Source organism: Vagococcus fluvialis (assembly GCF_003337315.1).
GTDB lineage: Bacteria > Bacillota > Bacilli > Lactobacillales > Vagococcaceae > Vagococcus > Vagococcus fluvialis.
In genome coordinates this window covers 1-25,573 of sequence record NZ_QPJV01000019.1, presented here as the reverse complement: position 1 = coordinate 25,573, position 25,573 = coordinate 1, and the positions used below count along the sequence as shown (strand labels likewise).

Sequence of the window (25,573 nt, the reverse complement as noted above, 5' to 3'; positions counted from 1 at the left end):
ACGGATGACCTCTATCTGCTTAATACAATTCTAAAACACAAAGTGATTTGAATATACATAGAATCAAAAAATGATTCTAATAATACTATACGAGGAGGTAGAAACTAACCATGATTAGAATAATAAAAAAAATGTCAGTTTGGGCTATTTTAGGCTCAGTCCTTTTTATGGTCATTCAAATAATAAGTGACTTGTATTTGCCAACTCTAACGTCAAATATCATTGATAAAGGAGTTACGCAAGGGGATTCGAAATATATCTTACAAGTAGGTATGATTATGATAGGTGTTTCCCTGATAGGGATAGTTGCTTCATTAGTTAACACCTTAATTGCTACTCGTGAAGGACAAAAAATTGGTAAGAAATTAAGGTCTGAAATTTACGAAACGGTTTCTTACTCTTCTTTAGAATCATTTGATAAAGTAGGAACAGCTTCACTTATTACAAGAACAACCAACGATGTTAACCAAGTACAAATGGTAATACAAATGTTTCTAAGATTAATGATTAATGCACCGATTACTTTAATAGGTGCTAGCTTCTTGGCTTATACAAGAGACCCAGAATTGACAAAAATTTTTCTCTATATTATTCCAAGTTTAATTATTATTGTTGGAATAGTTATGTATTTTGCTATTCCATTATTCAAAACATTACAAGAAAAAACGGATAAATTAAACTTAGTTTTTAGAGAAGGTTTAACCGGTGTTCGAGTTATTCGAGCTTTTAACAAGACTCCTTTTGAAGAAAAAAGATTTTTTAACGCTAACAAAGATTACACGCAAACCGCTGTTAAAGTAAATATTTTAATGAGTTTTTTAATGCCAGTGATTACGTTAATTATTAGTATTACCAATGTTTCTATCATTTGGTATGGTGGTCACAATGTGGCTCAAGGGACTCTTGAAGTAGGGAATATGATGGCATTTATGACTTATGCTATGCAAATTTTAATGAGTTTTATGATGATGACAATGATTTTTGTTTTAGTGCCAAGAGCTCAAGCTTCAGCAGTCAGAATTAATGAAGTTCTTGATATGAATAAAGAAAAAGAATTAACCAATGATCAACAAATCAAAAAAGAAGTACCAACTCTTGATTTTAATGATATCTGCTTTAGATATAAAGGTGCTGAAAAACCAGCCCTTTTAGGAGTAGATTTTCATCTGAAAGCGGGTGAAACGTTAGCGATTATCGGGGGAACTGGTTCTGGTAAAACCAGTTTAGTTAATTTGATTCCTCGTTTTTATGATATTGAGAAAGGTTCAATTTTGTTTAATGAGCAAAACGTTCAAGATTTAGATGTTAAAGAATTACGTAATCGCGTTGGCTTTGTACCACAAAAGGCAATTTTATTTACAGGAACTATTCGCTCAAACTTACTTTATGGATTAGAAAATGCTACAGAAGAAGAAATGTGGAAAGCTTTAGAAATTGCTCAGGCTAAAGATTTTGTTAAAAAATTGCCTGATGGTTTAGATTCTAAGGTAGAGCAAGGAGGAGATAACTTCTCAGGTGGTCAAAAACAACGTTTAGCTATTGCTAGAGCCTTAATTAAACCTGCTGATATTTACATCTTTGATGATTCTTTCTCAGCTCTAGACTTTAAAACAGATGCCTTATTAAGAAAAGCGTTAAAAGAAAATGTCACTGATGCAATGATTGTAATAGTGGCACAAAGAATCAGTACCGTAGTAGGTGCTGACCAAATCATTGTTTTAGATGAGGGACTAATGGTTGGTAAAGGAAATCACCAAGAACTAAAAGAAACGAATGAAACCTATCAAGATATTATTAAATCACAACTTAGAGAGGAGGAAATAGCATGAGTGGACATGGACACGGAGGAAGACCTCAAGTTGAAAAAGCAAAACCAAAAAACTTTGGTAAAACCTTAAAAAGATTACTAGGTTATATGTCAAAAAGACTGTATCTAATTTTGATTGTCTTAATTCTTGCTATTACTTCTACAATCTTTCAAATTAGAACACCTAAAATTTTAGGTGAAGCAACTACTGAAATATTTAAAGGTTTGATGACAGCAAAAGAACAAGCTGCTCAAGGTATTAAGATAGGAACTATTCCAATTGATTTTGATAAAATAGCTAAAATTATTTTTATTGTATTAGCAATGTATGCTGCCTCAGCTATTTTTAGTTTTGTTCAACAAGTTATGATGACTAAAATTTCTCAGCAAACTGTTTTTGAATTACGACAAGAGTTAAAAGAGAAAATGGGTAAAGTGCCGATTTCATATTACGATACACATTCAAATGGGGATATTATGTCACGTGCTATTAATGATATGGATAATATAGCAGGAACATTGCAACAGAGTTTAACCCAAATGGTGACAAGTGTTATTATGTTTTTTGGGGTTTTATTCATGATGTTAACCATTAGTTGGAAATTAACCTTAGTTGCTTTTATTACAGTGCCACTTAGTCTTGTAGTGACAATGATGATTGCACCTAAATCTCAAAAATACTTTTCAAAACAACAAAAAACTTTAGGACTTTTAAATAATCAAATTGAAGAAACCTACGGAGCACATACTGTTGTTAAAAGTTTTAATCATGAAGATGAAAACATTAAATTATTTGAAAAACAAAACGAAGAACTTTACACATCTAGCTGGAAAGCGCAGTTTATTTCAGCGATGATTATGCCATTAATGAATTTCATTAAAAATATTGGTTATGTTTTTGTGGCAGTCATTGGTGGTTTGCAAGTAGCTAGCGGGCAAATTACAATTGGTAATGTTCAAGCTTTTATGCAGTATACTAACCAATTTTCACAACCTCTCAGTCAAATGGCAAGTTTAATTAACACAATTCAAGCAACAATTGCCTCTGCAGAACGAATTTTTGAAGTGTTAGATGAAATTGAAATGACAGATGATAAAGTTGAAGTACCGAATGATATTAAAACTGATGCACTTGTTTCCTTCAATCAAGTTGAGTTTGGTTATTCAGAAGACAATATCTTAATGAATAACTTTAACTTAGAAGTTGAAAAGGGTGAGAAAATCGCTATTGTAGGACCAACAGGAGCTGGAAAAACAACACTAATTAATTTATTAGAGCGCTTCTATGATGTTTCTGGCGGTCATATTTTATACAATAATCAAGATGTTAGAAATATTAAAAGAGAAGAATTACGTTCTGATTTTTCTATGGTTCTTCAAGATACATGGTTATTTACAGGTTCGATATTTGATAATATTAAATATGGAAACGAAAAAGCGACAGATGAGGATGTCTATAAAGCGGCAAAAGCTGCTAGAGCTGATGATTTTATCAGAACTCTACCGGAAGGATATGCCACCGTTTTAAATGAAGAAGCATCTAATATTTCTCAAGGGCAACGCCAGTTAATCACAATTGCAAGAGCCTTTTTAGCTAATCCCGAAGTTCTTATTTTAGATGAAGCAACTTCAAGTGTAGATACACGAACAGAAATTTTAATTCAAAAAGCAATGGAAGAATTATTATTAAATCGTACAAGTTTTGTTGTAGCTCATAGACTATCAACTATTAGAGATGCTGATAAAATAATTGTTATGGATAAAGGTAGTATTGTTGAAACTGGAAATCATGAAGAGTTATTAAGCCAAAATGGATTTTATGCTGAGCTATATAATAGTCAATTTAGTACAGATGTGGCTATTTAAACTGTGAAAAATATTAAATTAAAATATTCTAACTAAAAAAATAACTATATTATTGGTATGTTTTTACAAAAATTGGTACAATAATAATCGAACGATTCATTAAACAGAATTTTAAGATAACATTTTTTAGGAGGAATATGTAGTATGGGAAGCTTTTCCTTAGACCAGAATACAAATTTAGCATCAGTTGCCTTGAAGGTGAAAGATCTAGATAAAATGATTGAGTTTTATCGTCACGTACTAGGTTTTCATTTAATTAACGAAGAAAATGATATGGCTATTATGGGAATAGGTAGCGAGCGTAAAAAATTATTAGGTTTAATTAGAGAACCAGAAGGCAAAGAAGGCTCAAATAATTTAACAGGCCTTTATCATGTGGCTTTTGTTTTACCAACAAGAGAAGAATTTGCATTGTTTATAAAACATTTGATGCTAACTAACTATCCGATTGAAGGAAAAAGTGACCATGGTTATGCAGAATGTGTTTATATTAATGACCCAGAAGGGAACCGAATTAACTTTGGTTGGGATAAACCTAAAGAAAAATGGCCAGTTCAAGATGGCAAAATTAGTGGTGTGACAAAAGAATTAAATATTCAGTCATTCTTATCTAAAGTAACAGGTGATTTTACTGAAATTTCTGAAGGAACAAAAGTAGGTCATGTGCATTTATCAGTTTCTGACTTAGAAGAGAGTTATTTATTTTATAAAGATGTATTAGGCTTTACATTGAAAAATGATGATGTAGTAAGCACTAAGTTTTTATCAAATAATGACTACCATCACCAAATTGCTTTAAATGAATGGACGCCAACAGCTTCTCAAAACGTAGTTAATAGTAATGATTTAGGTGTTGATCATGTTACTTTTGAAGTGGACTCTTTAGACTCTTTATTAGAGTTAAAGGAACATTTAGAAAAGAAAGATATTGATTTTTACTTTAATAAGGGTAAGAAAATTATTGGTTTAAATGACCCAAATGGTATTCAATTATGGTTTATGGTTTTTAAATAAATAATTTAAGAGGCTTAGTTACTTTAACTAGCCTCTTTTTTCATAGGATGATGGGAGTGAGAGTATGTTCAAAAAAACGATTAATTATATGAATGAATTAGTTGAAACAAAAAAAATTCCAGGTATTTCTTTTGCCTTTATCACGAAAGAAAAAATTGATTCAGGTCTATTAGGATTAAAACAAATAGTGCCTGATGTAGAGATATTAGAAGAAAATACATTGTATGACATGGCATCGTTAACGAAAGTTATTTGCACAACAACGATTGTTTTAAAACTAATTGAAGAAGATAAAGTTGATATTGATACACCTTTGCATCATTACTTACCTGAATTTTTAGATGAAAAAGTGACGATCAGAGAATTGTTAACTCATACATCTGATATTAATCCTTACATACCAAATCGGGATCAGTTAAATCAAGATGAATTAAAATCTGCTATCCTAGCACTTAAATCAGGTAGAAAAAAAGGAGAAAAATGTGCTTATACTGATACAGGAACTGTTTTACTTGGCTTTTTAATTGAGGAATTTTATAAAAAATCAGTTCATGAAGTATTTAAAGAAGAAGTCTTACTGCCTTTAGAAATGACGGCTAGTGGTTTTACTCAGTTAGATTTAAACAAAGTAGCACCAACTGAAATGACTGAAAAAAGAGGTTTAATTAAAGGTCAAGTTCATGACCCAAAGGCATTTGTTTTAGCTGAACATTGCGGAAGTGCAGGTCTTTTTTCAACACTATCAGATGTGATAAAATTTTCTGAAATGCTTCTTAATAAAGGGAAATATAAAGATAAATTATTTTTAAGTGAAAAAACTGTTGAAAATTTAAGTCAAAATTATTCACCAAAATCAGATAAGGCGCGTTCTTTAGGTTGGGATTTAATTGAATACGAAAATAGATATTTGTTGTACCATACAGGATATACAGGGACTTTTATGATTTTAGATATACTAGCTAAAGAAGGTTTTATCTTTTTATCAAATAGAGTACACCCTGTGGACCGAAGAGATGATTATTTAAAAGTCAGAGATAAATTAGTTAATATTTACTTAGCGGAAAGACAAGAGAAAGAAAAAATGCTATAATGATATATCAAATAGTGAAGATAAATATCTAGGAGGCAATTTTATGTTAGAACCTTTATTTTTAAAACCAGTTTTTCAAGAAAAAATTTGGGGTGGAACTAAATTAAAATCAGTTTTTGACTATCCATTAGAAAGTGATCACATCGGTGAATGTTGGGCAATCAGTGCTCATCCACACGGTGTATGTACAGTTGAAAATGGTGAATACAAAGGCTTATTACTAGATGAATTATGGAAAAAACATCCAGAAATTTTTGGGAATCCAAGTGTGGATGTTTTCCCATTATTAACTAAAATTTTAGATGCAGCTGATGATTTATCAGTTCAAGTTCATCCAGATGACTCATACGGAAAAGAACATGCAGGAGAACTAGGTAAAACAGAATGTTGGTATATCATTAGTGCAGAACCAGGAGCAGAAATCATTTACGGTCATCATGCTAAAACAAAAGAAGAATTAGCTCAAATGATTGAAAGTGGTGATTGGGAGCATTTACTACGCCGTATTCCAGTTCAAGCAGGAGAATTTTACCATGTACCAAGTGGCACAATTCACGCAATTGGTAAAGGGATTATGATTTTAGAAACACAACAAAGTAGTGACACAACTTATCGTGTTTATGATTATGATAGAAAAGATGATGCTGGTAATCCTCGTGAGTTACATATTCAAGAGTCTTTAGATGTAACAACAGTGCCTCATATTGATCCAGTTTTAAACATTAAACAAGTTAATAATGGTGAATCAAATGTAACAACATTTATTGAATCTGATTATTTTAATGTTTTTGAATGGAATGTATCAGGTGTTTTACCAATTAAAACAACAGGTAAATACACATTAGTTAGTGTACTAGATGGTTTTGGGTATCTTTATTTAAATGATGACGAAACTAAGTTTGAAGTTTCTAAAGGTCAACATTTTATCTTACCTAATGAAGTGACAAAAGTTCGCTTTGAGGGTGATGCTAAAATGATTGCTTCAGAACCAGGACAAAAAAATAGTTAATAATAATTATTAGATTGTGATGTAAGTAATTAATTTACATCACAATTTTTTTTAGTATCAAATTTAAAAGAGAAACTTTTGTTATTTACAAAAATCTAATAGTCAGATATGATTTTAGATGCGTAGAGATTGTGAATAGAAAGGTGGTATGAAAAATGACTTCCAAACCTTTATATATGAAAATACTAGATGATTTAATAAAAGATATTCAAACAGGTGTTTACAAAGAGAATGATCAGATTCCAACAGAATTTGAATTATCTGAAAGGTATAAAGTTAGTCGTATTACTTCAAAGAGAGCTTTAATGGAACTTGAGGCAAAGGGAATGATTTCAAGAATTAGAGGTAAGGGTAGCTTTGTAAAAAAAATTGAAAGTGAAACAAAAATTAAGAAGAGTATTCTGTTTATTTATCCTTTAACCTCTGTTAGTAATACAGGACTTGGAGAATATACAAAAGGCATTTTAGAACAACTAGAAGGTAGCGAGTATCAGCTATTGATTCAAAACGAGAACTATTTATTTGAGACATCAATGGAGAAATTGCTTGCTGAATATATTGGTATTATTTACTATCCAAAACAAGTAGTAGAGCATCTTGATATTTTGTATCAACTTCATTTAAACAAGTTACCAATTGTGATTATTGATAAATTTTTTAATGGGTTACCTTTTAAATTTGTAACAGCCAATAACTTACTTGGTGGAGAGATGGCAACAGCCCATTTAATTGAATCAGGTCATAAAAGAATAGCTTTTGGAAGTCTTGCTAATAGAATGAATACCTCATCAGTCAGAGATAGGTATTTAGGATATCTAAAAACACTACATGAACACAGTATTACTGAGACTTTTCATTTTACTGAGTCAGGTAATCAAAGTATGACAGAGTTTTTTGATTATCTGATAAATGAAATTAAAAAGAACCATGTAACAGGAATTGTTATGGAAAACGATGTACTTGCCATTCAGCTAATTAACCGATTAAATCAAAAACTAATTAGTATTCCTCAAAATATTGCAGTTGTCGGTTTTGATAATATTCAAGCAGCAGCACTTATTCAGCCTTCTCTTACAACAATTGAGCAAAATTTCTATGAGATTGGGAAAGTTGCCTGTCGCCTTATTTTAGAGGATATGAAATTAGCAGAACAGGAAGAAACTCTCGTTACAACAGATGTTAAATTGATTGTCAGAGAAAGTAGTTTGTAAAAAGAGACTGCGACATAGATTAATATGTCACAGTCTCTTTTTTGGTTTTAAATTAATTCAGTTAAAGGTGTAAATTCTTTTTCTTGGTCAATCGCAACTTGCTCATAAGTTAATACTCCGTTATGAGTATTAACACCAGTTGCTAACGCTTTGTTTTCTTTAACTGCTTGGATAAATCCTTTATCAGCTAATTGAATAATGTAAGGTAGGGTATTATTCGTTAGAGCTAATGTTGATGTTCTTGAAACCGCACCAGGCATATTTGGTACAGCGTAGTGTAGTACATCGTGTTTAGTAATGATTGGTTCGTCATGATTGGTTGTGCGATCAGTTGTAGCAAAAATACCACCTTGGTCAATGGCAATATCAATAATAACTGAACCAGGTTTCATATCTTTTACCATTTCTTCTGTTACAAGGGTAGGAGCTTTTCGTCCTGGAATTAAAACAGCACCAATAACTAAGTCAGCCATCATAACTGATTGATGGATATTATGAGGATTAGACATAACTGTTTCAATGGAATTACCAAAAATTTCTTCTAATTGAGCTAAACGTTTTTGGTTAACATCTAAAATCCTAACTTTAGCACCAAGTCCAATCGCAACTTTAGCAGCATTTGAACCTGCTACACCTCCACCAATGATAACAACATTTCCCTTAGCAACACCAGGAACTGATGATAATAGAATACCTGAGCCACCATTTGTTTTTTGTAAGAAGAAAGCACCTGTTTGAGGAGCCATACGACCTGCAATTTCTGACATAGGATTTAAAAGAGGTAAGCTACCATCTTCTAATTGAACAGATTCGTAGGCAATTGCTGTTACTTTATTTTTAATTAAACTTTCTGTTAAAGAAGGAACGGGAGCTAGGTGAAGGTAAGTAAATAAAATTAAGCCTTCTTTAAAAAATCCGTATTCACTTTCTTTAGGTTCTTTTACTTTTAAGACAAGGTCAACATTCCAAGCTTCCTTAGCAGTTGTGACAATACTTGCGCCATTTTCAACGTACTCTTCATCTGTAAATCCTGATCCAAATCCAGCCATTGTTTCAACAACAACCTCATGATTTTTATCAACGAGAGTCTTAACGAATGGTGGAGTTAAAGCCACACGATTTTCGTTATTAATAATTTCTTTTGGTATCCCTATTTTCATTGAGATTCCTCCTATCATTGAGTTAAATAACTCATTAATATAATTATACACGTAACCAAAAAAGGTTTCTACCTGTTTACTGAAATTAAATGAGAAAATAGTTAGAAAAAGCAGACTATTTAACTTCCTGACTAGTGAAGACGTTTTTGAAAAAATAAAAGAGACTGACCTAAATGTCAGTCTCTAAATAATGAATTAACACTTCTGTGACAATCTCTTAAAGTAATTAATCAGTCAAGTCCTGTAAAGTAAATTCTTTGTTATATTTGTTTTTCATAGCAAGGTTTAAAATTCTTAAGGCTAAGTTTTTATTTCTTGCAAGTAGTGGTCCGTGGAAATAAGAACCAATTACATTTTTGTAAATAACACCCTCAGAATCATCTTTATTGTTATTACCATGACCTTTCCTTACAACTCCGAGTGGTTCTTCATCCTCACCTAAGAAAGTCATTCCGTTATGATTTTCAAATCCGTAATAAGTTTCATCAAACTCTTTATTATAAATTTCAATATCACCAATAAAACGATTATTCTCTTGGCTTAATGTGTAATGAGGAAGAGCGTGGATGCCATGAATTTTTTCACCATTTGCTCCAATGTAGTATTCACCAAGTAATTGGAAACCACCGCAAATTGCTAACATCACACCATCATTTTCAATATAGTTAGTTAAAGCATGTTTTTTAGATTGGATATCTTTTGAAACGATAACTTGTTCAAAATCTTGTCCACCACCAAAGAAAATGAAATCATAGTTATCTTCATTGAAGTCTTCATAAATACTAACAATTTCAACGTCAAAATTAATTCCTAACTGTTTAGCATAATAATCAAGAATCAGTAAATTTCCATTATCTCCATATGTATTAAGTAAATTTCCATAAAGATGGCAAACTTTTAAATTATAAGTCGTCATTTTAGTTAGCCTCCTTAATGTAGCCTTGTTGAATCAATTCTTTTCTTAAATTTAAAACAGCAGTATAAGTTGCTAAAATATAAACATGTTCAGTAGGTGCTGATTTGATTTCTGAAATAACAGATTTTAAATCGGGCACTTCAATTAAAGTATCAGGCTTAATACCTGCTACTTTTAATCTTAAAGTCATGTCTTCTTTACGTTCACCACCAGAAATAACTTTAGGAATATTCATCTCTTGTAAGTTCTCAAGCTGACTGTCCCAAATCCAACTAACATCAATGCCATCAGCATAATTAGCATTTAAAAGGGCTGCTAGTGAAAAGTCAAAAGGAGCCATTGCCATTGTATCAATTACCTGATTTAAACCAACTGGATTTTTTACCAAGACAAGAGTACATTTTTTACCGTCAATATTAATAACTTCTTGGCGGCCGAATACTTTTTCGTCATATGCTAACCCTTTTCTGATTTTTTCAGGAGCGATTCCGTAATATTCAGCAACGGCAGTGGCAGCTAAGGCATTATAAACGTTATATAATCCACCGACTTCGATGCCATAAGTTTCTTCATCAATGACAAATTTAGCTGAAACATTAGTTGTCTCGATTATATCAGTTAACTCATAATCTAGTTCAGGACGTTTGAAGTCACAATTTGGACAATAATATTTACCTAAATTACTATAAGTAATCATTTTATAATTTAAAATATGATGACACTTAGGACATAAAACACCATCTGTGTTGTAGTGAGCTTTTGTTTTATGATCAGCTTCGTGGTTAAAGCCGTAATATTTTCTTGGGTTAACTGTTTCAATAGAATTAAAAATAGGTAAATCACCATTCATTAAAATAGTTGCTTTAGGTGCTTTTTTAGCACCATCTACAATTAATTTATAAGTTGTATAAATTTCACCATAACGGTCCATTTGATCTCTAAAAATATTCGTATATAAAAATAACTCTGGTGTTAAAAATTCAGTTACTTTACTAAGGCTGGCTTCATCAATTTCTAAAACAGCAAAGTTTTCACCATTTTTATTTTTCTTAGCAGATAGGAAAGTTGAAACAATACCTTGAAGCATGTTAGCCCCTGTTGTATTAGTTAAGACATCTCCAAACTCTTGCTTTAATATATTAACAGTTAGAGCTGTGGTTAAGGTTTTTCCATTCGTTCCTGTAACAACAATAATGTGATAATCTTTTGCAAGAGAATCTAACACATTTGGATCTAATTTTAAGGCGATTTTTCCAGGTAAACTACTCCCACCTTTAAAAAAGGTTTGTAAAAACCAACGACTTGATTTTCCTGTTAAAGTAGCAAAACTACTACGTAAACTCATATAAGACTTCCTCCTAATTTGCACATCAACTAATATATGATACCACATTATATTTTAAAATTTGATAAAAAGTAAAGAGTGACAATTAAACTAAATAGATATTTAAAAAAACATAATATTTTTAAGATATAATAATTGACCTTACTTTTTGAAATGGTTATACTTATAGCCATTATATGTAGTAATTATTGCGTATAAGAAATAAGCGATTAAAAGATCCTTTAAATCAATTAATCAGCCAAAAAGGAGAGATTTGATGGAAAAAAAATGGCTAATTGGAATGACAGCAGTTTTAGCATTAGCGCTAACAGCATGTGGTTCTAATAAGACAGAAGCACCAAAAGAAAAGAAAGATAAGGATACCTTTACATATGGTATTAGTGGGGATCCAACCTCATTAAACCCAGTTACGGTAAGTGATCGTTGGGGATTAACAACAGCCAACATGATTTATTCACCACTTGTTCGTATTGAAGGTGATGGAACACAGAAAATGGAACTTGCTGATTCAGTAGAACAAGCAAGTGATGGAAAATCTGTGACAGTTAAATTAAAAGACAATGTGACTTGGTCAGATGGTGAAAAATTCACAGCTGATGATGTTGTATTTACTTATAATCAAAAAGTTAAAAAAGAAAATGGAAATTTTGACAGCCTTTGGGTTGACGGAAAACCTGTTGAAGTAGAAAAGGTAGATGACACAACAGTTAAATTTAATTTACCATCTGTTAGTGCTGCAGCAATGAATAATATTGCAACTGAAACTTATATTATGCCTGAGCATGTGTTTAAAGATGAGCCTGATTTTTCTGGTAATGAATTACAAGCGAAACCAGTTGGTACAGGACCATATAAATTAACTAACTACAAACGCGGTGAGTATTTACAGTTTGAAGCAAATGATTCTTATTATGGTGGCAAACCAAACATTAAAAATGTAACCCTAAGAATTATTGCTAATGCAGATACAACTAAAGTAGCCTTACAAAAAGGTGAAATTGATGCATCCTTTATTTTACCTAATAATATAGAAGATATTAAAAAATCAGATGTGACAACTTATGAATACTCTGAAAATCGTGTAGGATACATGGGAGTTAATAATAATTCAGATAACTTAAAAGATCAAAAAGTACGTCAGGCAGTATTTTATGCTATTAACAAAGATGAGTTAAATAAAGCGGGTTACTTATCAGATAAATATTATGATAATGTTTACTCGATTTTACCTCCAAGTAATCCATTCTCATCAGATGACGTTGAGAAATATGCAACTGATGCAGAAAAATCAAAACAATTATTAAATGAAGCTGGCGTAAAAGATTTGAAACTTAATTTAGCTTTCTCATCAGATGATCCGGTTCAAACAATTCAAGCAACATTAATTCAACAACAACTACAAAAAGCTGGTATCACTTTAGAATTAGCTGGTGGAGATGCAACAGCTATCTTTGCTGAAATGCAAAAACCAGATTCTAAAAAATATGACTTATTTATGGGCGGCTATATCATGGGAAATGATCCTGATTTATATTCTGCTTTATTTAAATCAGATGGTTCAGCTAACTACTTTAAATATAAGAGTGAAAAAGCTGATGAATTATTCAACAAAGGAGCAGTTGAGTTAGACGAAGCAAAACGTAAAGCTGTTTATGCAGATTTACAAAAACAAATCGCAGATGACGCTGTATTCTATCCTATTGTTGATAGTAAAAAAGTACTAGCAATGAATAAACAAATTAAGAATGTAGAAGCAGCAGGCTTGATTCCAATTTATACATTTGAGGATGTATCTAAGTTAACGATTGAGTAATGCAAAAAACTTCGCAAACAGCTACTGGTGTCTGCGAAGTTTTTTTCTTTAGATTAAACAAATTCAAAAAGGGTGGATACACATGCTTAAATATATTTTTAAACGCGTTTTACAAGTGATCCCCATGCTTTTGATTGTCTCATTCATCGTGTTTTCTCTGATTCAATTGGCTCCTTATGATGCGATTGATTCAATTACAACACCAAATATGTCTAGTGAGACAGTAGAGTTACTGCGTCAAAAACATGGATTAGATCAGCCTTTTCTTGTGCAATATATGATGTGGTTAAAAGAGATTCTTCAAGGTAACTTTGGTTATTCATTAGTTAGTCAACAAAGTATTGGTCAAGAGTTATTAATCAGAATACCAAATACAATTAAATTAATTTTACCAGCTTATTTAACAGCACTTATTTTATCAATTGCTTTAGGTTTAGTTGCTGGAGCTAATAAAGGGAAATTTGTTGATAAATTAATAGATGGTATTTGTTCAGTAGGTATTTCAATGCCCACATTCTGGTTTGCGATGTTACTGATTTATTTACTTGGCTACAAACTTGATTTATTACCAATCATTGGTATGCATACAGTAGGACAAGAAGATTCCTTCGTAGATTTCTTGCAGCATTTTATTATGCCTTATCTTGTTTTAGTTGTGGCCTTTTTCCCAGATTTAACTAGATACGTCAGATCATCTACTTTACTGCAATTATCAGAAGATTACGTGATGGTGCAAAAATCATTTGGAGCAACCAAAAAAGAAATTTTCTTTAAACATGTCAGTAAAAATGTTTTGTTACCAATTGTGACTCAATTAGGACTAGCTTTACCAATGCTTGTAACAGGAGCGATTATTACAGAAAGTATCTTTGGTTGGCCTGGTATTGGACCTTACCTAATGTCAGCAACTAAAGCTTTAGATTTTCCTGTTATTATGGCAGTTATGCTATTATCAGCAACCCTTGTGATTTTAGGTAATTTATTATCAGATGTTTTATATACAGTTGTAGATCCTCGTATTAGTCAGGGGGATAAGTAGATGAAACGTAAAAGTATTCAAATTTTAAAAGAAAATAAAAATTATTGGTTACCGATTATCTTTTTAATTATTTTAGCGATTCTTGCTATTATTGCCCCATTAATCCCAATCGATCCAAATGCTACTGATGTGTCACAAATGTCTACTGGTCCAAGTCTGAAACATATTTTTGGAACAGATGAAGTAGGCCGAGATTATTTCATTCGTGTTGTTTATGGTGGTAGGATTTCTCTTTTAGTAGGTGTTTTAGCAATGATTGCTTCTACCTTAATTGGAACGTTTATCGGAATCGTAGCTGGTTACTTTGGTGGCTGGTTAGATAGTTTATTAATGCGTTTTGTTGATATTTTATCTTCTATTCCTTGGTTAGTATTAGTTATTGTATTAAGTGTTTTATTAAAACCAGGACTTGTTACAATTATTTTTGTAATTGGGTGTTTTTCATGGATGAGTATTGCTAGATTAATCCGTGCAGAAACCCTGTCTGTTAAAGAAAGAGAATATGTGATTTACGCTCAATTTATAGGTGAAAAAGATAGCAAAATTATTAGAAAACATATTTTTCCAGCTGTCTTACCAACACTGATTGTAGCGGCAACAGGAAGTATCTCATCAGCCATTATGACTGAATCTGCCTTAAGTTTCTTAGGAATAGGTATTCAGCCACCAGTTGCTTCTTGGGGAAGCTTATTACAAAATGCTCAAGCAAGTTTACAACAAGCTCCTTACATGGCGATATTACCAGGTTTGTTTATTATCTTAACTGTTTACTCTTTTAATAGTTTAGGTAATTACTTGCGTGAAGTCACAAGTGTGGAGGGATAACATGACTGAAAATATTTTAGAAATTAAACAATTAAAAGTTGATATCAATAAAAAAAATCAAAAACCACAACCGATAATAAAAACAATTGATTTAACAATTCCAAAAGGTGAGATTGTAGGAATTGTTGGTGAGTCTGGTAGTGGTAAAAGTATGACAATGAAAGGTATTATGAATATTTTACCTGAGAATGGTTCAATGAGTTATGAGTCCTTTTATTTTGATGGAAAAGATCAAAATAATACTAAGGATAAAATCCCAGCAGCTATGATTTTTCAGGACCCAATGACGTCATTAAATCCACTTAGAACAATTGGCTATCATCTAGTTGAAGTTGTTTTAAGAAATAATAAGTTATCTAAAAAAGAAGCAGAGAAGCTAGCAATTCAAGAATTAAATAAAGTAGGAATTACCTTACCAGAAAAAAGAATGAAACAGTATCCTCATGAACTATCTGGTGGTATGCGTCAGAGAATCATGATTGCAATGGCCCTTTTAGCAAAACCTAAATTACTTATTGCAGATGAACCAACAACTGCTTTAGATGTAACAATTCAAGCTCAAATTTTAGACTTAATTAGAAAATTGCAACAAGAAGAAGATTTATCTGTTATTTTAGTAACTCATGATTTTGGAATTGTAGCTGGCATGTGTCAAAGTATTCGTGTTATGTATGATGGTAAAATTGTAGAAGAAGGAACAATAGATGAGGTTTTCTATGAACCAGCTCATTCTTATACAAAAGAATTATTAAAGGCTATCCCAACAGGTGAAAAAAATCAGGTTCTTTATTCTTTAAGTGATTACAAAGAAACCTCTCAAGAAAGAGAGAACGCAGAGATGGTTAATTTATCAGAAACTCACCGGGTTTTAAGTAAAAGAGGTGAAGAAAATGTCTAAAGAACTCATTAAAATTGAACATGTCAAACGCTATTTTCCAGTTAAAAACAACTTCGGACAAGTTAAAACCGTCGTTAAAGCAATCGATGATGTTTCCCTAAGTATTTATGAAGGGGAGACACTTGGATTAGTAGGAGAGTCTGGAAGTGGTAAAACTACTTTGGGACGCAGTGTATTACAATTAGAAACCATTGATGAAGGGAACATTTCTTATCGTGGTAAGGTATTATCAGATCTTAAAAAAGATGAAAAAAAAGAATGGCTAAAGAAAATGCAAATTATTTTCCAAGATCCTTATTCCTCATTAAATCCAAGAATGACTGCCTTAGAGCAAGTGTTGGAACCTTTAGAGTTAACATTTTCAAAAGAAGAAGCTCTACAAAAAGCCAAAGGTATGCTACATAAAGTAGGCTTTACTGAAGAAATGTTTGGCAAATACCCTAAAGAATTTAGTGGTGGTCAAAGACAAAGAATCGGAATTGCACGTGCTGTTGCAGTTGAGCCAGAATTTATTTTATGTGATGAACCTATTTCAGCGCTCGATGTGTCTATTCAAGCTCAAGTAATTAACTTGTTAATGGAGTTACAAAAAGAATTAGGACTAACTTATTTATTTATTTCTCATGATTTATCCATGGTTCGCTACATCTCAGATAGAATTGCTGTTATGTATTTAGGCCGAATTGTAGAGTTAGGCCCATCAGAAGAAATTTTTAATAACCCGCAACATGCATATACTAAAAGATTGTTAAGAGCAATTCCCATTGCTGATCCTAAAAAAGCTCGTGAGCAGCTGAATCAATCTAAAAGTGAAACTCTAGAAACAATTGATACAACTAATCAAACAAATTGGGTGGAAGTTAGCCCTAATCATTTTGTCTTAAAGGAGAGTTAGAGATGGCGACAGATAAAATTACCTTAGTCCAAGGTGACAAAGGAATGGAATTACCAGTTGAATCAGGAAATTGGGTATTACTAAGAGAAGAGGGCTATTCACCAGTTCAAAGTATGGTAGCAGCTGTTGGAGCATGTGGCGCTTATGTTTACCAAAGCGTATTAGAAAGTTCTCGTATAGATTATACCTTTGACCATGTTGAAGTGAATTATGAAAGAGATGAAGAAATTCAAAGTCAACCAGTTAAAAAAATCGAAATTAGTTTTTATTTAACAGTTGAGGAAGAAAAACAAGCCCGTGCTGAAAGAGGCATGAAATTAATTGCTAAACATTGCCCAGTTATTCAATCCCTAAACCCATCAATCGAAGTGATTGAAAAAGCAATTTTTATTTAAAAAGAAAGAGTCTAAGAGATATTTTGCATCTCTTAGACTCTTTTTACTAACCAATAATAATTTTCTCACTTGGGAATAAGTAACCGTGGTCTTGTCGCTCTTTTGGTACAAAGACCATTAAGGTATATAACATACCAATTCGACCAATAAACATTAAAGCAGCGATTACTATTTTGCCAATAAAAGTTAAATCAGAGGTAATTCCTAAAGAAAGACCTGTTGTCCCAAAGGCTGAAGCAACTTCTACAATAATTGCAATCATGTCTTGTTGCTCCGTAATAGATAATATCAAGACAGCTAAAAAACACATGGCTAAAGATAAATTAAATACCACAACAGCCTTTTTAATATCTCGGTCTTCAATTCTGCGACTGAAGATTGTAACATTATCTTCGCTTTTTATAAATGACAACATATAGAGACCTAAAATAGCAATCGTTGTTGTTCGAACCCCACCACCAACAGAACTTGGACTACAACCAATGAACATCAACATAGAAAAAAGAAGCAGTGTCGGTGTCTGAAATGAACTTAAATCGTGCATTTGAAGACCAGCATTTCTTGTTGTGGTTGAGTAAAACATAGAAGTCATCAATTTTTGGATTCCTGACATATCTGCAAACAAATGATTTCTTTCTAGTAAATAAATAGCAAGAGTTCCAAAAATAAAAAGAATCAAATAAATACTAATAGCTAATTTACTAAATAAAGAAAATCGAAAAGGGATGTCATGTTTTTCTCTTTTATGAAACAACCATTCTTTAAACTCCATAATAACTGGAAAGCCAATCCCACCAACCATAATTAAAAAAATTAAAAAGGTAATAAAAAGATAATCCTTGGCATAAGGAGTAGCTGACATACCGGTGACATCAAAACCAGAGTTTGTAACAGCAGAAATAGATTGGTAAAAACCTTGGAAAATAGCTTCACTGAGAGTTTCATGATGATCTGAAAAATAGAAACGAATAGAAAAAATAATACCAAAAATGAACTGAATCCCAAGTAAAGTATAAACTGTATTTTTAATTAGCTTAACACTCCCACTTAATCTAGGTTGATTCATATCTGTCATAATCAATTGTCTTCTTTTTAAAGAAATTCTTTTTCTTGAAAGAATAAAGAAGAAAGTTGAGAACATCATAATTCCAAGGCCACCTATTTGAAACAGTATCTCTAAAAGTATGATACCTCGTTCGTTATAGACTTCATTGATATTAAAGGTACTAAGACCTGTGACGCTTACTGTACTAATTGCCATGAACAAAGTATCAAAAAGGGAAATATCTGCTCCTGGTTTTTGAAAGAACGGTAGGCCAAGTAAAATAAAAGAAACGATAGTCATTAAGACATAATAAATAAAAATAATTTGAATGGAAGAAAAGTGAGTATTCACAAATCGATTACTGACTCGTCTTAGTCTAAACATAGACCATCTGTTTTTAAACATAGAGAGCTCCTTTGTAATTTAGCTAAATTAAGTATAACAAGTAAAAAATAAAAAGACAAAAAGAATCAGACTAATGACTGATGACATTTTGTTAAAAAAAACGTATTCTGTTACTAAGGAGTGAGGAAGTATGTTATTAGGTTTAATTCAAACACAAAGTATCACTTTAATCATCGTCACGATGTTTTTATGGCAAAAAAATGGTCGACTAGAAAAAGAAGAAGGACGCTCATTAATAGCCTGGCTAAGTCATTTAATGTTAGGGAATTTATTCTTAACTTGTGTTTTCCCAGTAGAAATGTCTGCTTTTAATTTATTAATGATTGCTAGTCTCAATGGCTTGGCGACAATTGCATATTTATTTATACAAAAAATTAACTATAAAAAAACTTGTTACAAATAAAAAACTCTGACATAAGATTGAGTCCTTATGTCAGAGTTTTTGTTTTAAATTAAATTAACTAATGTGTATTTCTTTTTACCTTTTCTAACAATAATAAATTTATCATCAATTGATAATTCAGGAGTGATTAACGCATCTACTTCTTTAACTTTATCACCGTTAATAGAAATAGCCCCATTTGTAACATCCTCACGTGCTTGACGTTTAGATGGTTCGATCTTAGTTTCTACTAACCAATCAACAATATTCATTTCTTCTTTTCCAATTGTCGCACTTGGCATGTTTTTGAAACCATCTTCGATTTGGTGTGAAGTTAATTGCTTAACGTCTCCTGAGAATAGAGCAGCAGTAATTGTTAAAGCATCATTTAAAGCTTCCTCACCGTGAACAAAAAGTGTCATTTCACTAGCTAGTGTTTTTTGAGCTTCACGTTTATGTGGCTCAGTTTCTACTTTCTCAGCTAAGGCATTAATTTCTTCTTGTGTTAAGAAAGTGAAGAATTTCAAGTACTTAACTACGTCACGGTCATCTTGATTTAACCAGAATTGGTAGAACTCGTATGGAGATGTTTTTTCTGGATCTAACCAAATAGCACCACCAGCAGTTTTACCAAACTTAGTTCCATCAGCTTTTAACATTAAAGGAATTGTTAAACCAAATGCTTTTGCTTCAGAGCCTTCTTTTTTACGAATTAAATCTAAACCAGCTGTAATATTTCCCCACTGGTCAGCTCCACCTACTTGAAGACGAACATCGTTATGTCTAAATAAATGTAAGAAATCCATAGATTGTAAAATTTGGTATGTAAATTCTGTAAATGAAATACCTGTTTCTAAGCGGCTTGAAACAATGTCTTTAGCAAGCATTGTATTAATATTAAAGTTTTTACCGTAATCACGTAAGAAATCAAGTAATGTTAATTCATGTGTCCAATCGTAATTATTAACCATTGTTAATTGTTGTTCGTTGTCTTCATCAAAGAATAATTTTTTCATTTGATTGGTTAAACAGTCAACATTATGTTGAACTTGTTCCATTGTTTGTAATTGACGTTCACTTGTTCTACCACTAGGGTCTCCAATTGTTCCAGTTGCTCCACCAATTAAAATATGTGGGTGATGACCAAAGTTTTGGAATCTTTTTAACATCATAAAGGGAATTAAATGCCCAATATGCATACTATCTCCAGTAGGATCTACCCCGCAGTATAGAGAGATTTTATTGTTTTCTACATATTCACGTAAACCTTCAGCATCTGTTTGTTGATTAATTGCATCACGCCATGTTAACTCATCAATAATATTTGTTGTCATAATAATCATCCTTTCTTTTTTTGACAAATAAAAAAGTCCCTATAAAGACGTTAATCTTTATAGGGACGAAATAATAACAATTCCGTGGTACCACCCAAGTTTGTGTAATTAAACACCACTCAATTAGTTCGTATCGTGAACTTAACGTAAAAAGTTTTCTTAAGATGAATGTAATTCGATAATTTATTTGTATCAACTTTCAGCAACCGTTGACTTTCTAATAACAGGGATAATTATCTACTGCGTTCATTACTTTTTATTTATCTAGTAAGGTATATGCTAATAGAAAAGTCTGGAAATGTCAAATAAATCTATCAAAAAAATCTAATTGAAAATCAATCTCAATTATAAGTTCTTTTTTTCACAATTTTTCATAAAGTATGTTAGAATAAAATGCGTGATAAAAGGAGGAGACATTTTGAAACAAAAAGGTATTTTATTAGCAAACATTGGTACACCTGATAAACCTGAAACAAAAGAGGTTAAGGAGTACTTAAAACACTTTCTAGGAGATAGAAGGGTAATAGATAAACCAAGATGGCAGTGGTTACCAATTTTACACGGGATAATTTTAAATACACGTCCCAAAAAATCTGCTGAATTATATCGTAGTATTTGGCAAGAAGAAGGGTCACCTTTGTTAATTCATACATTGTCACAAACAAGACAACTGCAAGAGTTATTACCAGAATACTCAGTGAAATATGGTATGGCATACAGCCATCCAACAATTCCAGAGTCATTAAAAGAGTTTGAAAAAGAAGGAATAGAAGAAATTACGATTATACCTTTATTCCCTCAATACTCAACAACCACAACAGCAGCAGTGTATGATACCGTATTTAAACATTACTTAAAAGAAGAAAACATTCCTAAATTAAACTTAATTAGAGAATTTACAAGTCATCCAATGTATATTGATTTGTTAAGAAAACAAATCACTGAGGGAATTGCTAAGCATAAACCGGAATTATTAATTTTTTCATATCATGGGTTACCGATTTCTTATATTGAAAAGGGAGATCCTTATTTAGAGCAATGTGCTAAAACAACAAAAGCAGTGTTTGATGGCTTTGCAATTGATATTCCTTACCAAGTAACTTATCAATCAGTTTTTGGTAGAGATGAATGGGTAAAACCACCACTAGATAAGACTTTAATGGAGTTACCTAAAAAAGGAACTAAAAAAGTATTAATTATTACACCAGGATTTGTTTCTGATTGTATTGAAACATTAGAAGAAATAGAAGAAGAAAATAAAGGTTACTTTATGGAAAATGGGGGCGAAGAGTTTAACTACATTCACCCGTTTAATGGAGATCCTGAGTTTGTGAAATTACTTGCTACATTAGTAGAAGAATAAGAAAAAAGTATCCAATTTATTTTGGATACTTTTTTTGTAAGGCTTGACGAGCTAAATTGTCAGCCCCCTTATTATTTTTTTCCTCAATCCATTCAATGAATAGCGAAGGAAATTCATGGCTCAGCTTTAGAATGATTTTAAGATGAACTTTAAAACGAGAATCTTTGGCATATTCTTTATGCAGTGACTCCATTACAATTTTACTGTCTGTGTAAATAAAAATAGTTTCATTTTGAAAATCCTCACTAATCAGAAACTCTAGGGTTTTAACCATCATTTCAAATTCAGCTTCGTTATTGGTTTTAGCTAGTAGTGGTATGTGTTTTTGAAGTTGTTGTCCGTTTCTTAGAAATAGCATACCACCAGCACTAGTATTAGTTGTTTGGTTTGTTGCAGCATCAATAAAAATTTTTATCATTAGTAATCTCCATTTGTATTTTTAATTTTTTTATCTTGTGGTAAGATAGGTAATTGTAGGGTCGTTGTAAATAGGAGGCTAGTATGAGCAAAAGTAAAATTCATGTTTTTAGATATCAACCGGATCTTCCTGATACAGTGATTTATTGGTCGATGACATTTGTTTTATTTTTCCTGAGCATGATTGGCTTAATGGAAGAACAAGGTCGCATTAATCTATTTAGTATTATAACATTTTTAATTTTTTCTTTTTTTTGCTATTTAGGAGCAAGAAGAAAGATGATTTTAACTAATGAACAGTTAAAAGTATATACCATTTTGAAAAAAAATAGATTTCAAATTGATATTAACGAAATAGAAAAAGTATCAATTGGTAGTCACGGACTAACTTTACAGACTAATCAAGTAGAATATGCTTATGTTATGTTTCCAAAATCTAAAAATGCATTAATTGAGACATTAAAATCAGAAGCCTGTTTCACAGGGAAAATAGTGGGATATAAAAAAAGTGTTGACTCATAAAAGTCACCACTTTTTTATTTTTATTTATTCTATAACAGTAACATTTGCTGCTTGAAGACCACGGGCACCTTCTTTTATTGAAAATTCTACTTTTTGTCCTTCTAAAAGTAATTTAAAACCATCTTGTATGATTCCAGTAAAATGTACAAAGATTTCCTCTTCATCATCATATACAAGGAAACCATATCCCTTTTTTACATCAAACCATTTAACAGTGCCAATTTTCATCGTAAATACCCCCTAGTGGTCATTTGCATACCTAGCTTTATTATACGGTTTCTGTAAAGGTACGTCAAACCAATGTAAAGGTTTTTAAAGAAGCTTCACTAAATAAAGTAATTATTCTTTTTAGTTTCATTTTTTTGTTATATACTGATGTAAGTATCAGAAAAATATTTAAAATTTTTATTAGTATATAATAGTAGGAAGTTGCCTCATGTACTAGTTGGAAGGTTGGAGAAAATGTTTATTTATGTATTAATTGCAAGCTTATCAGTAATAATTGATCAATTGATCAAATGGTGGACCGTTCAAAATATCGAATTATATGAAACAGTCTTCCAAAATCCCATCCTATCTCTTACCTATATAAGGAATAACGGAGCAGCTTGGAGTATTATGGAAGGTCAAATGTGGTTCTTTATTGTTATCACATTAGTAGCTCTAACAGTGTTACCTTATTTACTTTATAAATATCGAAATGAGAGTAAGTGGATGACTATTGGCCTAAGTTTAATAATTGGAGGAACAATTGGTAACTTTATCGATCGAATAAGATTAAATTATGTAGTTGATATGTTCCAAGTAGAGTTCTTTAATTTTCCAATTTTTAATTTTGCAGATGTGTCATTAGTAATTGGAGTTTGTTGTATTTTTATCTATATTTTATTTTTTGAAGGTAAAGAAAATTAGGAGGAAATAACAAATGAAAAAAATTGTTGAAGATATTAGTGAATTAGTAGGGAATACACCGATTTTAAAATTAAAAGGCGAAGCAGAGGCTAGCAATGTCTTTTTAAAATTAGAATTTTTCAATCCAGGAGGCAGTGTTAAAGATAGAATCGCACTTGGTATGATTGAAAATGCAGAAAAAAATGGCACTTTAAAGAAAGGTTCTACTATTATAGAACCAACAAGTGGTAATACAGGAATTGGATTAGCTATGATTGGAGCGACAAGGGGCTATCATGTGATTCTGGTTATGCCAGATACAATGACAGTAGAGCGACAAAAACTAATGAAAGCATACGGTGCAGAAGTTTTATTAACTCCAGGTGCAGAAGGAATGAAAGGCTCGATTAAGGTCGCAGAAGAATTAGCTAAAGAAAAAGGCTATTTCTTAACACGCCAATTTGAGAATCCAGCCAATCCTGAAACACATGAAAAAACAACGGCACAAGAAATTATTACTTCATTTGAGGGTAAAAAAATAGATGCTTTTATTGCAGGAGTTGGAACAGGTGGTACATTAACTGGTGTAGGCCACGAATTAAAAAAAGTGTATCCAAATATAAAAATATATGCTGTTGAACCAGCTGAAACAGAAATTTTAAGAGGTGGTGCTCATTCACCACATAGAATACAAGGAATCGGTGCAGGATTTGTACCAGGAGTTCTTGATAAAGAAGTTTTTGATGAAGTTATTCCTGTTTCAAGTCAAGACGCATTAGATACAGCACGTCATATTGGAGCAACAGATGGTATTTTAGTTGGCGGATCTGCAGGAGCGGTAATTTTTGCTGCGCGACAAGTAGCTAAAGAATTAGGTGCTGGAAAAAATATCTTAACATTAGCTCCTGATAATGGTGAAAGATATCTTTCTACTAATCTATACGAATTTTAAGATTACTTAATTGAGAATGGATGTTTCTTGATAATAATTACTATTAGTAGTAGAATAGTGGTAATAAAATTAGTAGGGATGATGTTTATGTCTAATCATATTGTTGATGAAGCAATAGAAGAAATGAAACAAGCCAATATTAGAATAACTCCTCAGAGATTTGCGATATTAGAATTTCTTGTAGAGAGTAAAAGTCATCCAACAGCAGATGACATCTACAAACATTTAGAGCATCGTTTTCCTAATATGAGTGTAGCTACTGTTTATAACAATTTAAGATTATTTACAGAAATTGGCTTTGTTACAGAAATGGCTTATGGAGATTCTTCTAGTCGGTTTGATTTCACTTCAACAAAACATTATCATGCTATTTGTGATGAATGCGGAAAAATAGTTGATGTTAATTATCCAGGATTAGAAGATGTAGAGGCAGCAACTGAAAGATTAACTGGTTTTATTGTACGAGAGCATCGCTTAGAAATGTACGGTATATGTCCAGAGTGTCAAAAAAAATAGACTGTTTACAGTCTTTTTTTTTATTTTTAAATTTTTCTAAATAATTTTGAATATTATGCTTGCTTTTTTATAATACAATTGATATATTAATAAATGTCGTTACGAGAGTAATCGATTTAAAATAACGTTTTATTAAAAATAATAAAACGCTTGAATAATTAATAATTATATGATAGACTGATTTAGTCTTGAGTGACAGAAAGAATTAAATAACAAAAAAATTATTTAAAACTTTCAAAATAATATCAAAAAGCAGTTGACTTTATTTAAAAGCTGTTGTATGATATAAAAGTTGTTACGGCAACTTAGTAATAGATCTTTGAAAACTGAACAAAGTAAGACAAACCAAATGTGTAGGGCGTTTCTACTTAGTAGAAACAAACCATATTTAGTGAATACAATTCGCTAGCAAGTTTTAAAATTAATGAGCTAAACATCTTTAAGATGTTAATCAACTTTTATT

Annotated in this window: 25 protein-coding genes and 1 other annotated feature; of the genes, 18 read left to right on the top strand and 7 right to left on the bottom strand. The window is 31.6% G+C overall.

Going from position 1 to position 25,573, the window contains the following annotated elements:
* Positions 1 to 110: 110 nt before the first annotated feature.
* The 6 genes from DFR54_RS12845 to DFR54_RS12820 all read left to right on the top strand — a co-directional run bounded on the left by DFR54_RS12845 (position 111) and on the right by DFR54_RS12820 (position 7,997).
* On the top strand, positions 111 to 1,829 hold the full coding sequence (locus tag DFR54_RS12845) for an ABC transporter ATP-binding protein (RefSeq protein ID WP_114290551.1): 1,719 nt from the start codon (positions 111 to 113) through the stop codon (positions 1,827 to 1,829).
* Positions 1,826 to 3,673, top strand: a complete 1,848-nt coding sequence (locus DFR54_RS12840; protein WP_114290550.1) for an ABC transporter ATP-binding protein — start codon at positions 1,826 to 1,828, stop codon at positions 3,671 to 3,673. Before DFR54_RS12845 ends, DFR54_RS12840 begins: the two co-directional genes overlap by 4 nt.
* Positions 3,674 to 3,817: 144 nt before the next feature.
* Positions 3,818 to 4,687, top strand: a complete 870-nt coding sequence (locus DFR54_RS12835) for a VOC family protein (RefSeq protein ID WP_114290549.1) — start codon at positions 3,818 to 3,820, stop codon at positions 4,685 to 4,687.
* A gap of 64 nt (positions 4,688 to 4,751) precedes the next feature.
* Positions 4,752 to 5,777, top strand: coding sequence for a serine hydrolase domain-containing protein (locus tag DFR54_RS12830; protein ID WP_114290548.1), 1,026 nt, complete (start codon positions 4,752 to 4,754; stop codon positions 5,775 to 5,777).
* 43 nt (positions 5,778 to 5,820) lie between these two features.
* Positions 5,821 to 6,786 (top strand): mannose-6-phosphate isomerase, class I, encoded by a 966-nt coding sequence (gene manA, locus DFR54_RS12825; RefSeq protein ID WP_114290547.1) that lies wholly within the window; start codon positions 5,821 to 5,823, stop codon positions 6,784 to 6,786.
* A gap of 155 nt (positions 6,787 to 6,941) precedes the next feature.
* Positions 6,942 to 7,997: a GntR family transcriptional regulator gene (locus tag DFR54_RS12820; RefSeq protein WP_114290546.1), complete on the top strand. Its 1,056-nt coding sequence runs from the start codon at positions 6,942 to 6,944 to the stop codon at positions 7,995 to 7,997.
* A 47-nt stretch (positions 7,998 to 8,044) separates the two neighbouring features.
* Here DFR54_RS12820 and ald read toward each other — a convergent pair whose 3' ends face one another.
* From ald to DFR54_RS12805, 3 genes are all read right to left on the bottom strand, one after another.
* A complete protein-coding gene (gene ald / locus DFR54_RS12815) occupies positions 8,045 to 9,157 on the bottom strand; it encodes an alanine dehydrogenase (RefSeq protein ID WP_114290545.1) in 1,113 nt (370 codons plus the stop codon).
* 226 nt (positions 9,158 to 9,383) lie between these two features.
* Positions 9,384 to 10,073: a type 1 glutamine amidotransferase gene (locus tag DFR54_RS12810; protein ID WP_114290544.1), complete on the bottom strand. Its 690-nt coding sequence runs from the start codon at positions 10,071 to 10,073 to the stop codon at positions 9,384 to 9,386.
* A 1-nt stretch (position 10,074) separates the two neighbouring features.
* On the bottom strand, positions 10,075 to 11,418 hold the full coding sequence (locus DFR54_RS12805; RefSeq protein WP_114290543.1) for a Mur ligase family protein: 1,344 nt from the start codon (positions 11,416 to 11,418) through the stop codon (positions 10,075 to 10,077).
* A gap of 256 nt (positions 11,419 to 11,674) precedes the next feature.
* Between DFR54_RS12805 and DFR54_RS12800 the strand changes: the two genes are divergently transcribed.
* The 6 genes from DFR54_RS12800 to DFR54_RS12775 all read left to right on the top strand — a co-directional run bounded on the left by DFR54_RS12800 (position 11,675) and on the right by DFR54_RS12775 (position 17,283).
* Positions 11,675 to 13,231 (top strand): ABC transporter substrate-binding protein, encoded by a 1,557-nt coding sequence (locus DFR54_RS12800; RefSeq protein ID WP_114290542.1) that lies wholly within the window; start codon positions 11,675 to 11,677, stop codon positions 13,229 to 13,231.
* 82 nt (positions 13,232 to 13,313) lie between these two features.
* On the top strand, positions 13,314 to 14,270 hold the full coding sequence (locus DFR54_RS12795; RefSeq protein WP_114290541.1) for an ABC transporter permease: 957 nt from the start codon (positions 13,314 to 13,316) through the stop codon (positions 14,268 to 14,270).
* On the top strand, positions 14,271 to 15,095 hold the full coding sequence (locus DFR54_RS12790) for an ABC transporter permease (protein WP_086342560.1): 825 nt from the start codon (positions 14,271 to 14,273) through the stop codon (positions 15,093 to 15,095).
* 1 nt (position 15,096) lies between these two features.
* A complete protein-coding gene (locus tag DFR54_RS12785; protein WP_114290540.1) occupies positions 15,097 to 15,993 on the top strand; it encodes an ABC transporter ATP-binding protein in 897 nt (298 codons plus the stop codon).
* Positions 15,986 to 16,888 (top strand): ABC transporter ATP-binding protein, encoded by a 903-nt coding sequence (locus tag DFR54_RS12780; protein ID WP_114290539.1) that lies wholly within the window; start codon positions 15,986 to 15,988, stop codon positions 16,886 to 16,888. The genes DFR54_RS12785 and DFR54_RS12780 overlap by 8 nt, the downstream gene beginning before the upstream one ends.
* 2 nt (positions 16,889 to 16,890) lie before the next feature.
* On the top strand, positions 16,891 to 17,283 hold the full coding sequence (locus tag DFR54_RS12775) for an OsmC family protein (RefSeq protein WP_086342563.1): 393 nt from the start codon (positions 16,891 to 16,893) through the stop codon (positions 17,281 to 17,283).
* A 46-nt stretch (positions 17,284 to 17,329) separates the two neighbouring features.
* On the opposite strand, the gene DFR54_RS12770 is transcribed toward DFR54_RS12775, so the two are convergent.
* Complete coding sequence (locus DFR54_RS12770; RefSeq protein WP_114290538.1) at positions 17,330 to 18,733, bottom strand: TrkH family potassium uptake protein; 1,404 nt, start codon at positions 18,731 to 18,733, stop codon at positions 17,330 to 17,332.
* A gap of 130 nt (positions 18,734 to 18,863) precedes the next feature.
* Here DFR54_RS12770 and DFR54_RS12765 point away from each other — a divergent pair, with 130 nt between their 5' ends.
* Entirely contained in the window at positions 18,864 to 19,136 is a 273-nt protein-coding gene (locus DFR54_RS12765; RefSeq protein WP_114290537.1) for a hypothetical protein, read from the top strand.
* A 44-nt stretch (positions 19,137 to 19,180) separates the two neighbouring features.
* Here DFR54_RS12765 and tyrS read toward each other — a convergent pair whose 3' ends face one another.
* Positions 19,181 to 20,449, bottom strand: coding sequence for a tyrosine--tRNA ligase (tyrS, locus tag DFR54_RS12760; RefSeq protein WP_086342566.1), 1,269 nt, complete (start codon positions 20,447 to 20,449; stop codon positions 19,181 to 19,183).
* A 58-nt stretch (positions 20,450 to 20,507) separates the two neighbouring features.
* Positions 20,508 to 20,706: a binding site (T-box leader), on the bottom strand.
* 161 nt (positions 20,707 to 20,867) lie between these two features.
* On the opposite strand from tyrS, the gene hemH reads away from it, so the two are divergent.
* Positions 20,868 to 21,812 carry a ferrochelatase gene (gene hemH / locus DFR54_RS12755; RefSeq protein ID WP_211315064.1) on the top strand — a complete coding sequence of 315 codons (945 nt, stop codon included), beginning with the start codon at positions 20,868 to 20,870 and terminating at the stop codon, positions 21,810 to 21,812.
* A gap of 16 nt (positions 21,813 to 21,828) precedes the next feature.
* On the opposite strand, the gene DFR54_RS12750 is transcribed toward hemH, so the two are convergent.
* Positions 21,829 to 22,230, bottom strand: a complete 402-nt coding sequence (locus tag DFR54_RS12750; RefSeq protein ID WP_114290536.1) for a ribonuclease HI family protein — start codon at positions 22,228 to 22,230, stop codon at positions 21,829 to 21,831.
* Positions 22,231 to 22,313: 83 nt separating this feature from the next.
* Here DFR54_RS12750 and DFR54_RS12745 point away from each other — a divergent pair, with 83 nt between their 5' ends.
* Positions 22,314 to 22,751, top strand: coding sequence for an EbsA family protein (locus DFR54_RS12745; RefSeq protein WP_114290535.1), 438 nt, complete (start codon positions 22,314 to 22,316; stop codon positions 22,749 to 22,751).
* A 24-nt stretch (positions 22,752 to 22,775) separates the two neighbouring features.
* Here the strand turns inward: DFR54_RS12745 and DFR54_RS12740 are convergent, their stop codons facing one another.
* A complete protein-coding gene (locus DFR54_RS12740) occupies positions 22,776 to 22,979 on the bottom strand; it encodes a cold-shock protein (RefSeq protein ID WP_086342569.1) in 204 nt (67 codons plus the stop codon).
* A gap of 234 nt (positions 22,980 to 23,213) precedes the next feature.
* Between DFR54_RS12740 and lspA the strand changes: the two genes are divergently transcribed.
* The 3 genes from lspA to DFR54_RS12725 all read left to right on the top strand — a co-directional run bounded on the left by lspA (position 23,214) and on the right by DFR54_RS12725 (position 25,110).
* Positions 23,214 to 23,663: a signal peptidase II gene (lspA, locus tag DFR54_RS12735; protein ID WP_086342570.1), complete on the top strand. Its 450-nt coding sequence runs from the start codon at positions 23,214 to 23,216 to the stop codon at positions 23,661 to 23,663.
* Between the two features lie 13 nt (positions 23,664 to 23,676).
* Complete coding sequence (gene cysK, locus DFR54_RS12730) at positions 23,677 to 24,594, top strand: cysteine synthase A (RefSeq protein ID WP_114290534.1); 918 nt, start codon at positions 23,677 to 23,679, stop codon at positions 24,592 to 24,594.
* 87 nt (positions 24,595 to 24,681) lie between these two features.
* Positions 24,682 to 25,110, top strand: a complete 429-nt coding sequence (locus DFR54_RS12725; RefSeq protein WP_086342573.1) for a Fur family transcriptional regulator — start codon at positions 24,682 to 24,684, stop codon at positions 25,108 to 25,110.
* Positions 25,111 to 25,573 lie beyond the last annotated feature (463 nt).

What these genes read in the sequence shown, in the direction of transcription:
- DFR54_RS12840 (WP_114290550.1), top strand. Translation starts at nt 1,826, where the DNA reads ATGAGTGGACATGGACACGGAGGAAGACCTCAAGTTGAAAAAGCAAAA.
- DFR54_RS12740 (WP_086342569.1), bottom strand. Translation starts at nt 22,979, where the DNA reads ATGAAAATTGGCACTGTTAAATGGTTTGATGTAAAAAAGGGATATGGT.
- DFR54_RS12785 (WP_114290540.1), top strand. Translation starts at nt 15,097, where the DNA reads ATGACTGAAAATATTTTAGAAATTAAACAATTAAAAGTTGATATCAAT.
- DFR54_RS12780 (WP_114290539.1), top strand. Translation starts at nt 15,986, where the DNA reads ATGTCTAAAGAACTCATTAAAATTGAACATGTCAAACGCTATTTTCCA.
- DFR54_RS12800 (WP_114290542.1), top strand. Translation starts at nt 11,675, where the DNA reads ATGGAAAAAAAATGGCTAATTGGAATGACAGCAGTTTTAGCATTAGCG.
- ald (WP_114290545.1), bottom strand. Translation starts at nt 9,157, where the DNA reads ATGAAAATAGGGATACCAAAAGAAATTATTAATAACGAAAATCGTGTG.
- DFR54_RS12745 (WP_114290535.1), top strand. Translation starts at nt 22,314, where the DNA reads ATGAGCAAAAGTAAAATTCATGTTTTTAGATATCAACCGGATCTTCCT.
- DFR54_RS12820 (WP_114290546.1), top strand. Translation starts at nt 6,942, where the DNA reads ATGACTTCCAAACCTTTATATATGAAAATACTAGATGATTTAATAAAA.
- DFR54_RS12775 (WP_086342563.1), top strand. Translation starts at nt 16,891, where the DNA reads ATGGCGACAGATAAAATTACCTTAGTCCAAGGTGACAAAGGAATGGAA.
- manA (WP_114290547.1), top strand. Translation starts at nt 5,821, where the DNA reads ATGTTAGAACCTTTATTTTTAAAACCAGTTTTTCAAGAAAAAATTTGG.
- tyrS (WP_086342566.1), bottom strand. Translation starts at nt 20,449, where the DNA reads ATGACAACAAATATTATTGATGAGTTAACATGGCGTGATGCAATTAAT.
- DFR54_RS12805 (WP_114290543.1), bottom strand. Translation starts at nt 11,418, where the DNA reads ATGAGTTTACGTAGTAGTTTTGCTACTTTAACAGGAAAATCAAGTCGT.
- DFR54_RS12810 (WP_114290544.1), bottom strand. Translation starts at nt 10,073, where the DNA reads ATGACGACTTATAATTTAAAAGTTTGCCATCTTTATGGAAATTTACTT.
- cysK (WP_114290534.1), top strand. Translation starts at nt 23,677, where the DNA reads ATGAAAAAAATTGTTGAAGATATTAGTGAATTAGTAGGGAATACACCG.
- DFR54_RS12790 (WP_086342560.1), top strand. Translation starts at nt 14,271, where the DNA reads ATGAAACGTAAAAGTATTCAAATTTTAAAAGAAAATAAAAATTATTGG.
- DFR54_RS12835 (WP_114290549.1), top strand. Translation starts at nt 3,818, where the DNA reads ATGGGAAGCTTTTCCTTAGACCAGAATACAAATTTAGCATCAGTTGCC.
- DFR54_RS12830 (WP_114290548.1), top strand. Translation starts at nt 4,752, where the DNA reads ATGTTCAAAAAAACGATTAATTATATGAATGAATTAGTTGAAACAAAA.
- DFR54_RS12725 (WP_086342573.1), top strand. Translation starts at nt 24,682, where the DNA reads ATGTCTAATCATATTGTTGATGAAGCAATAGAAGAAATGAAACAAGCC.
- DFR54_RS12765 (WP_114290537.1), top strand. Translation starts at nt 18,864, where the DNA reads ATGTTATTAGGTTTAATTCAAACACAAAGTATCACTTTAATCATCGTC.
- DFR54_RS12770 (WP_114290538.1), bottom strand. Translation starts at nt 18,733, where the DNA reads ATGTTTAAAAACAGATGGTCTATGTTTAGACTAAGACGAGTCAGTAAT.
- DFR54_RS12795 (WP_114290541.1), top strand. Translation starts at nt 13,314, where the DNA reads ATGCTTAAATATATTTTTAAACGCGTTTTACAAGTGATCCCCATGCTT.
- lspA (WP_086342570.1), top strand. Translation starts at nt 23,214, where the DNA reads ATGTTTATTTATGTATTAATTGCAAGCTTATCAGTAATAATTGATCAA.
- DFR54_RS12750 (WP_114290536.1), bottom strand. Translation starts at nt 22,230, where the DNA reads ATGATAAAAATTTTTATTGATGCTGCAACAAACCAAACAACTAATACT.
- DFR54_RS12845 (WP_114290551.1), top strand. Translation starts at nt 111, where the DNA reads ATGATTAGAATAATAAAAAAAATGTCAGTTTGGGCTATTTTAGGCTCA.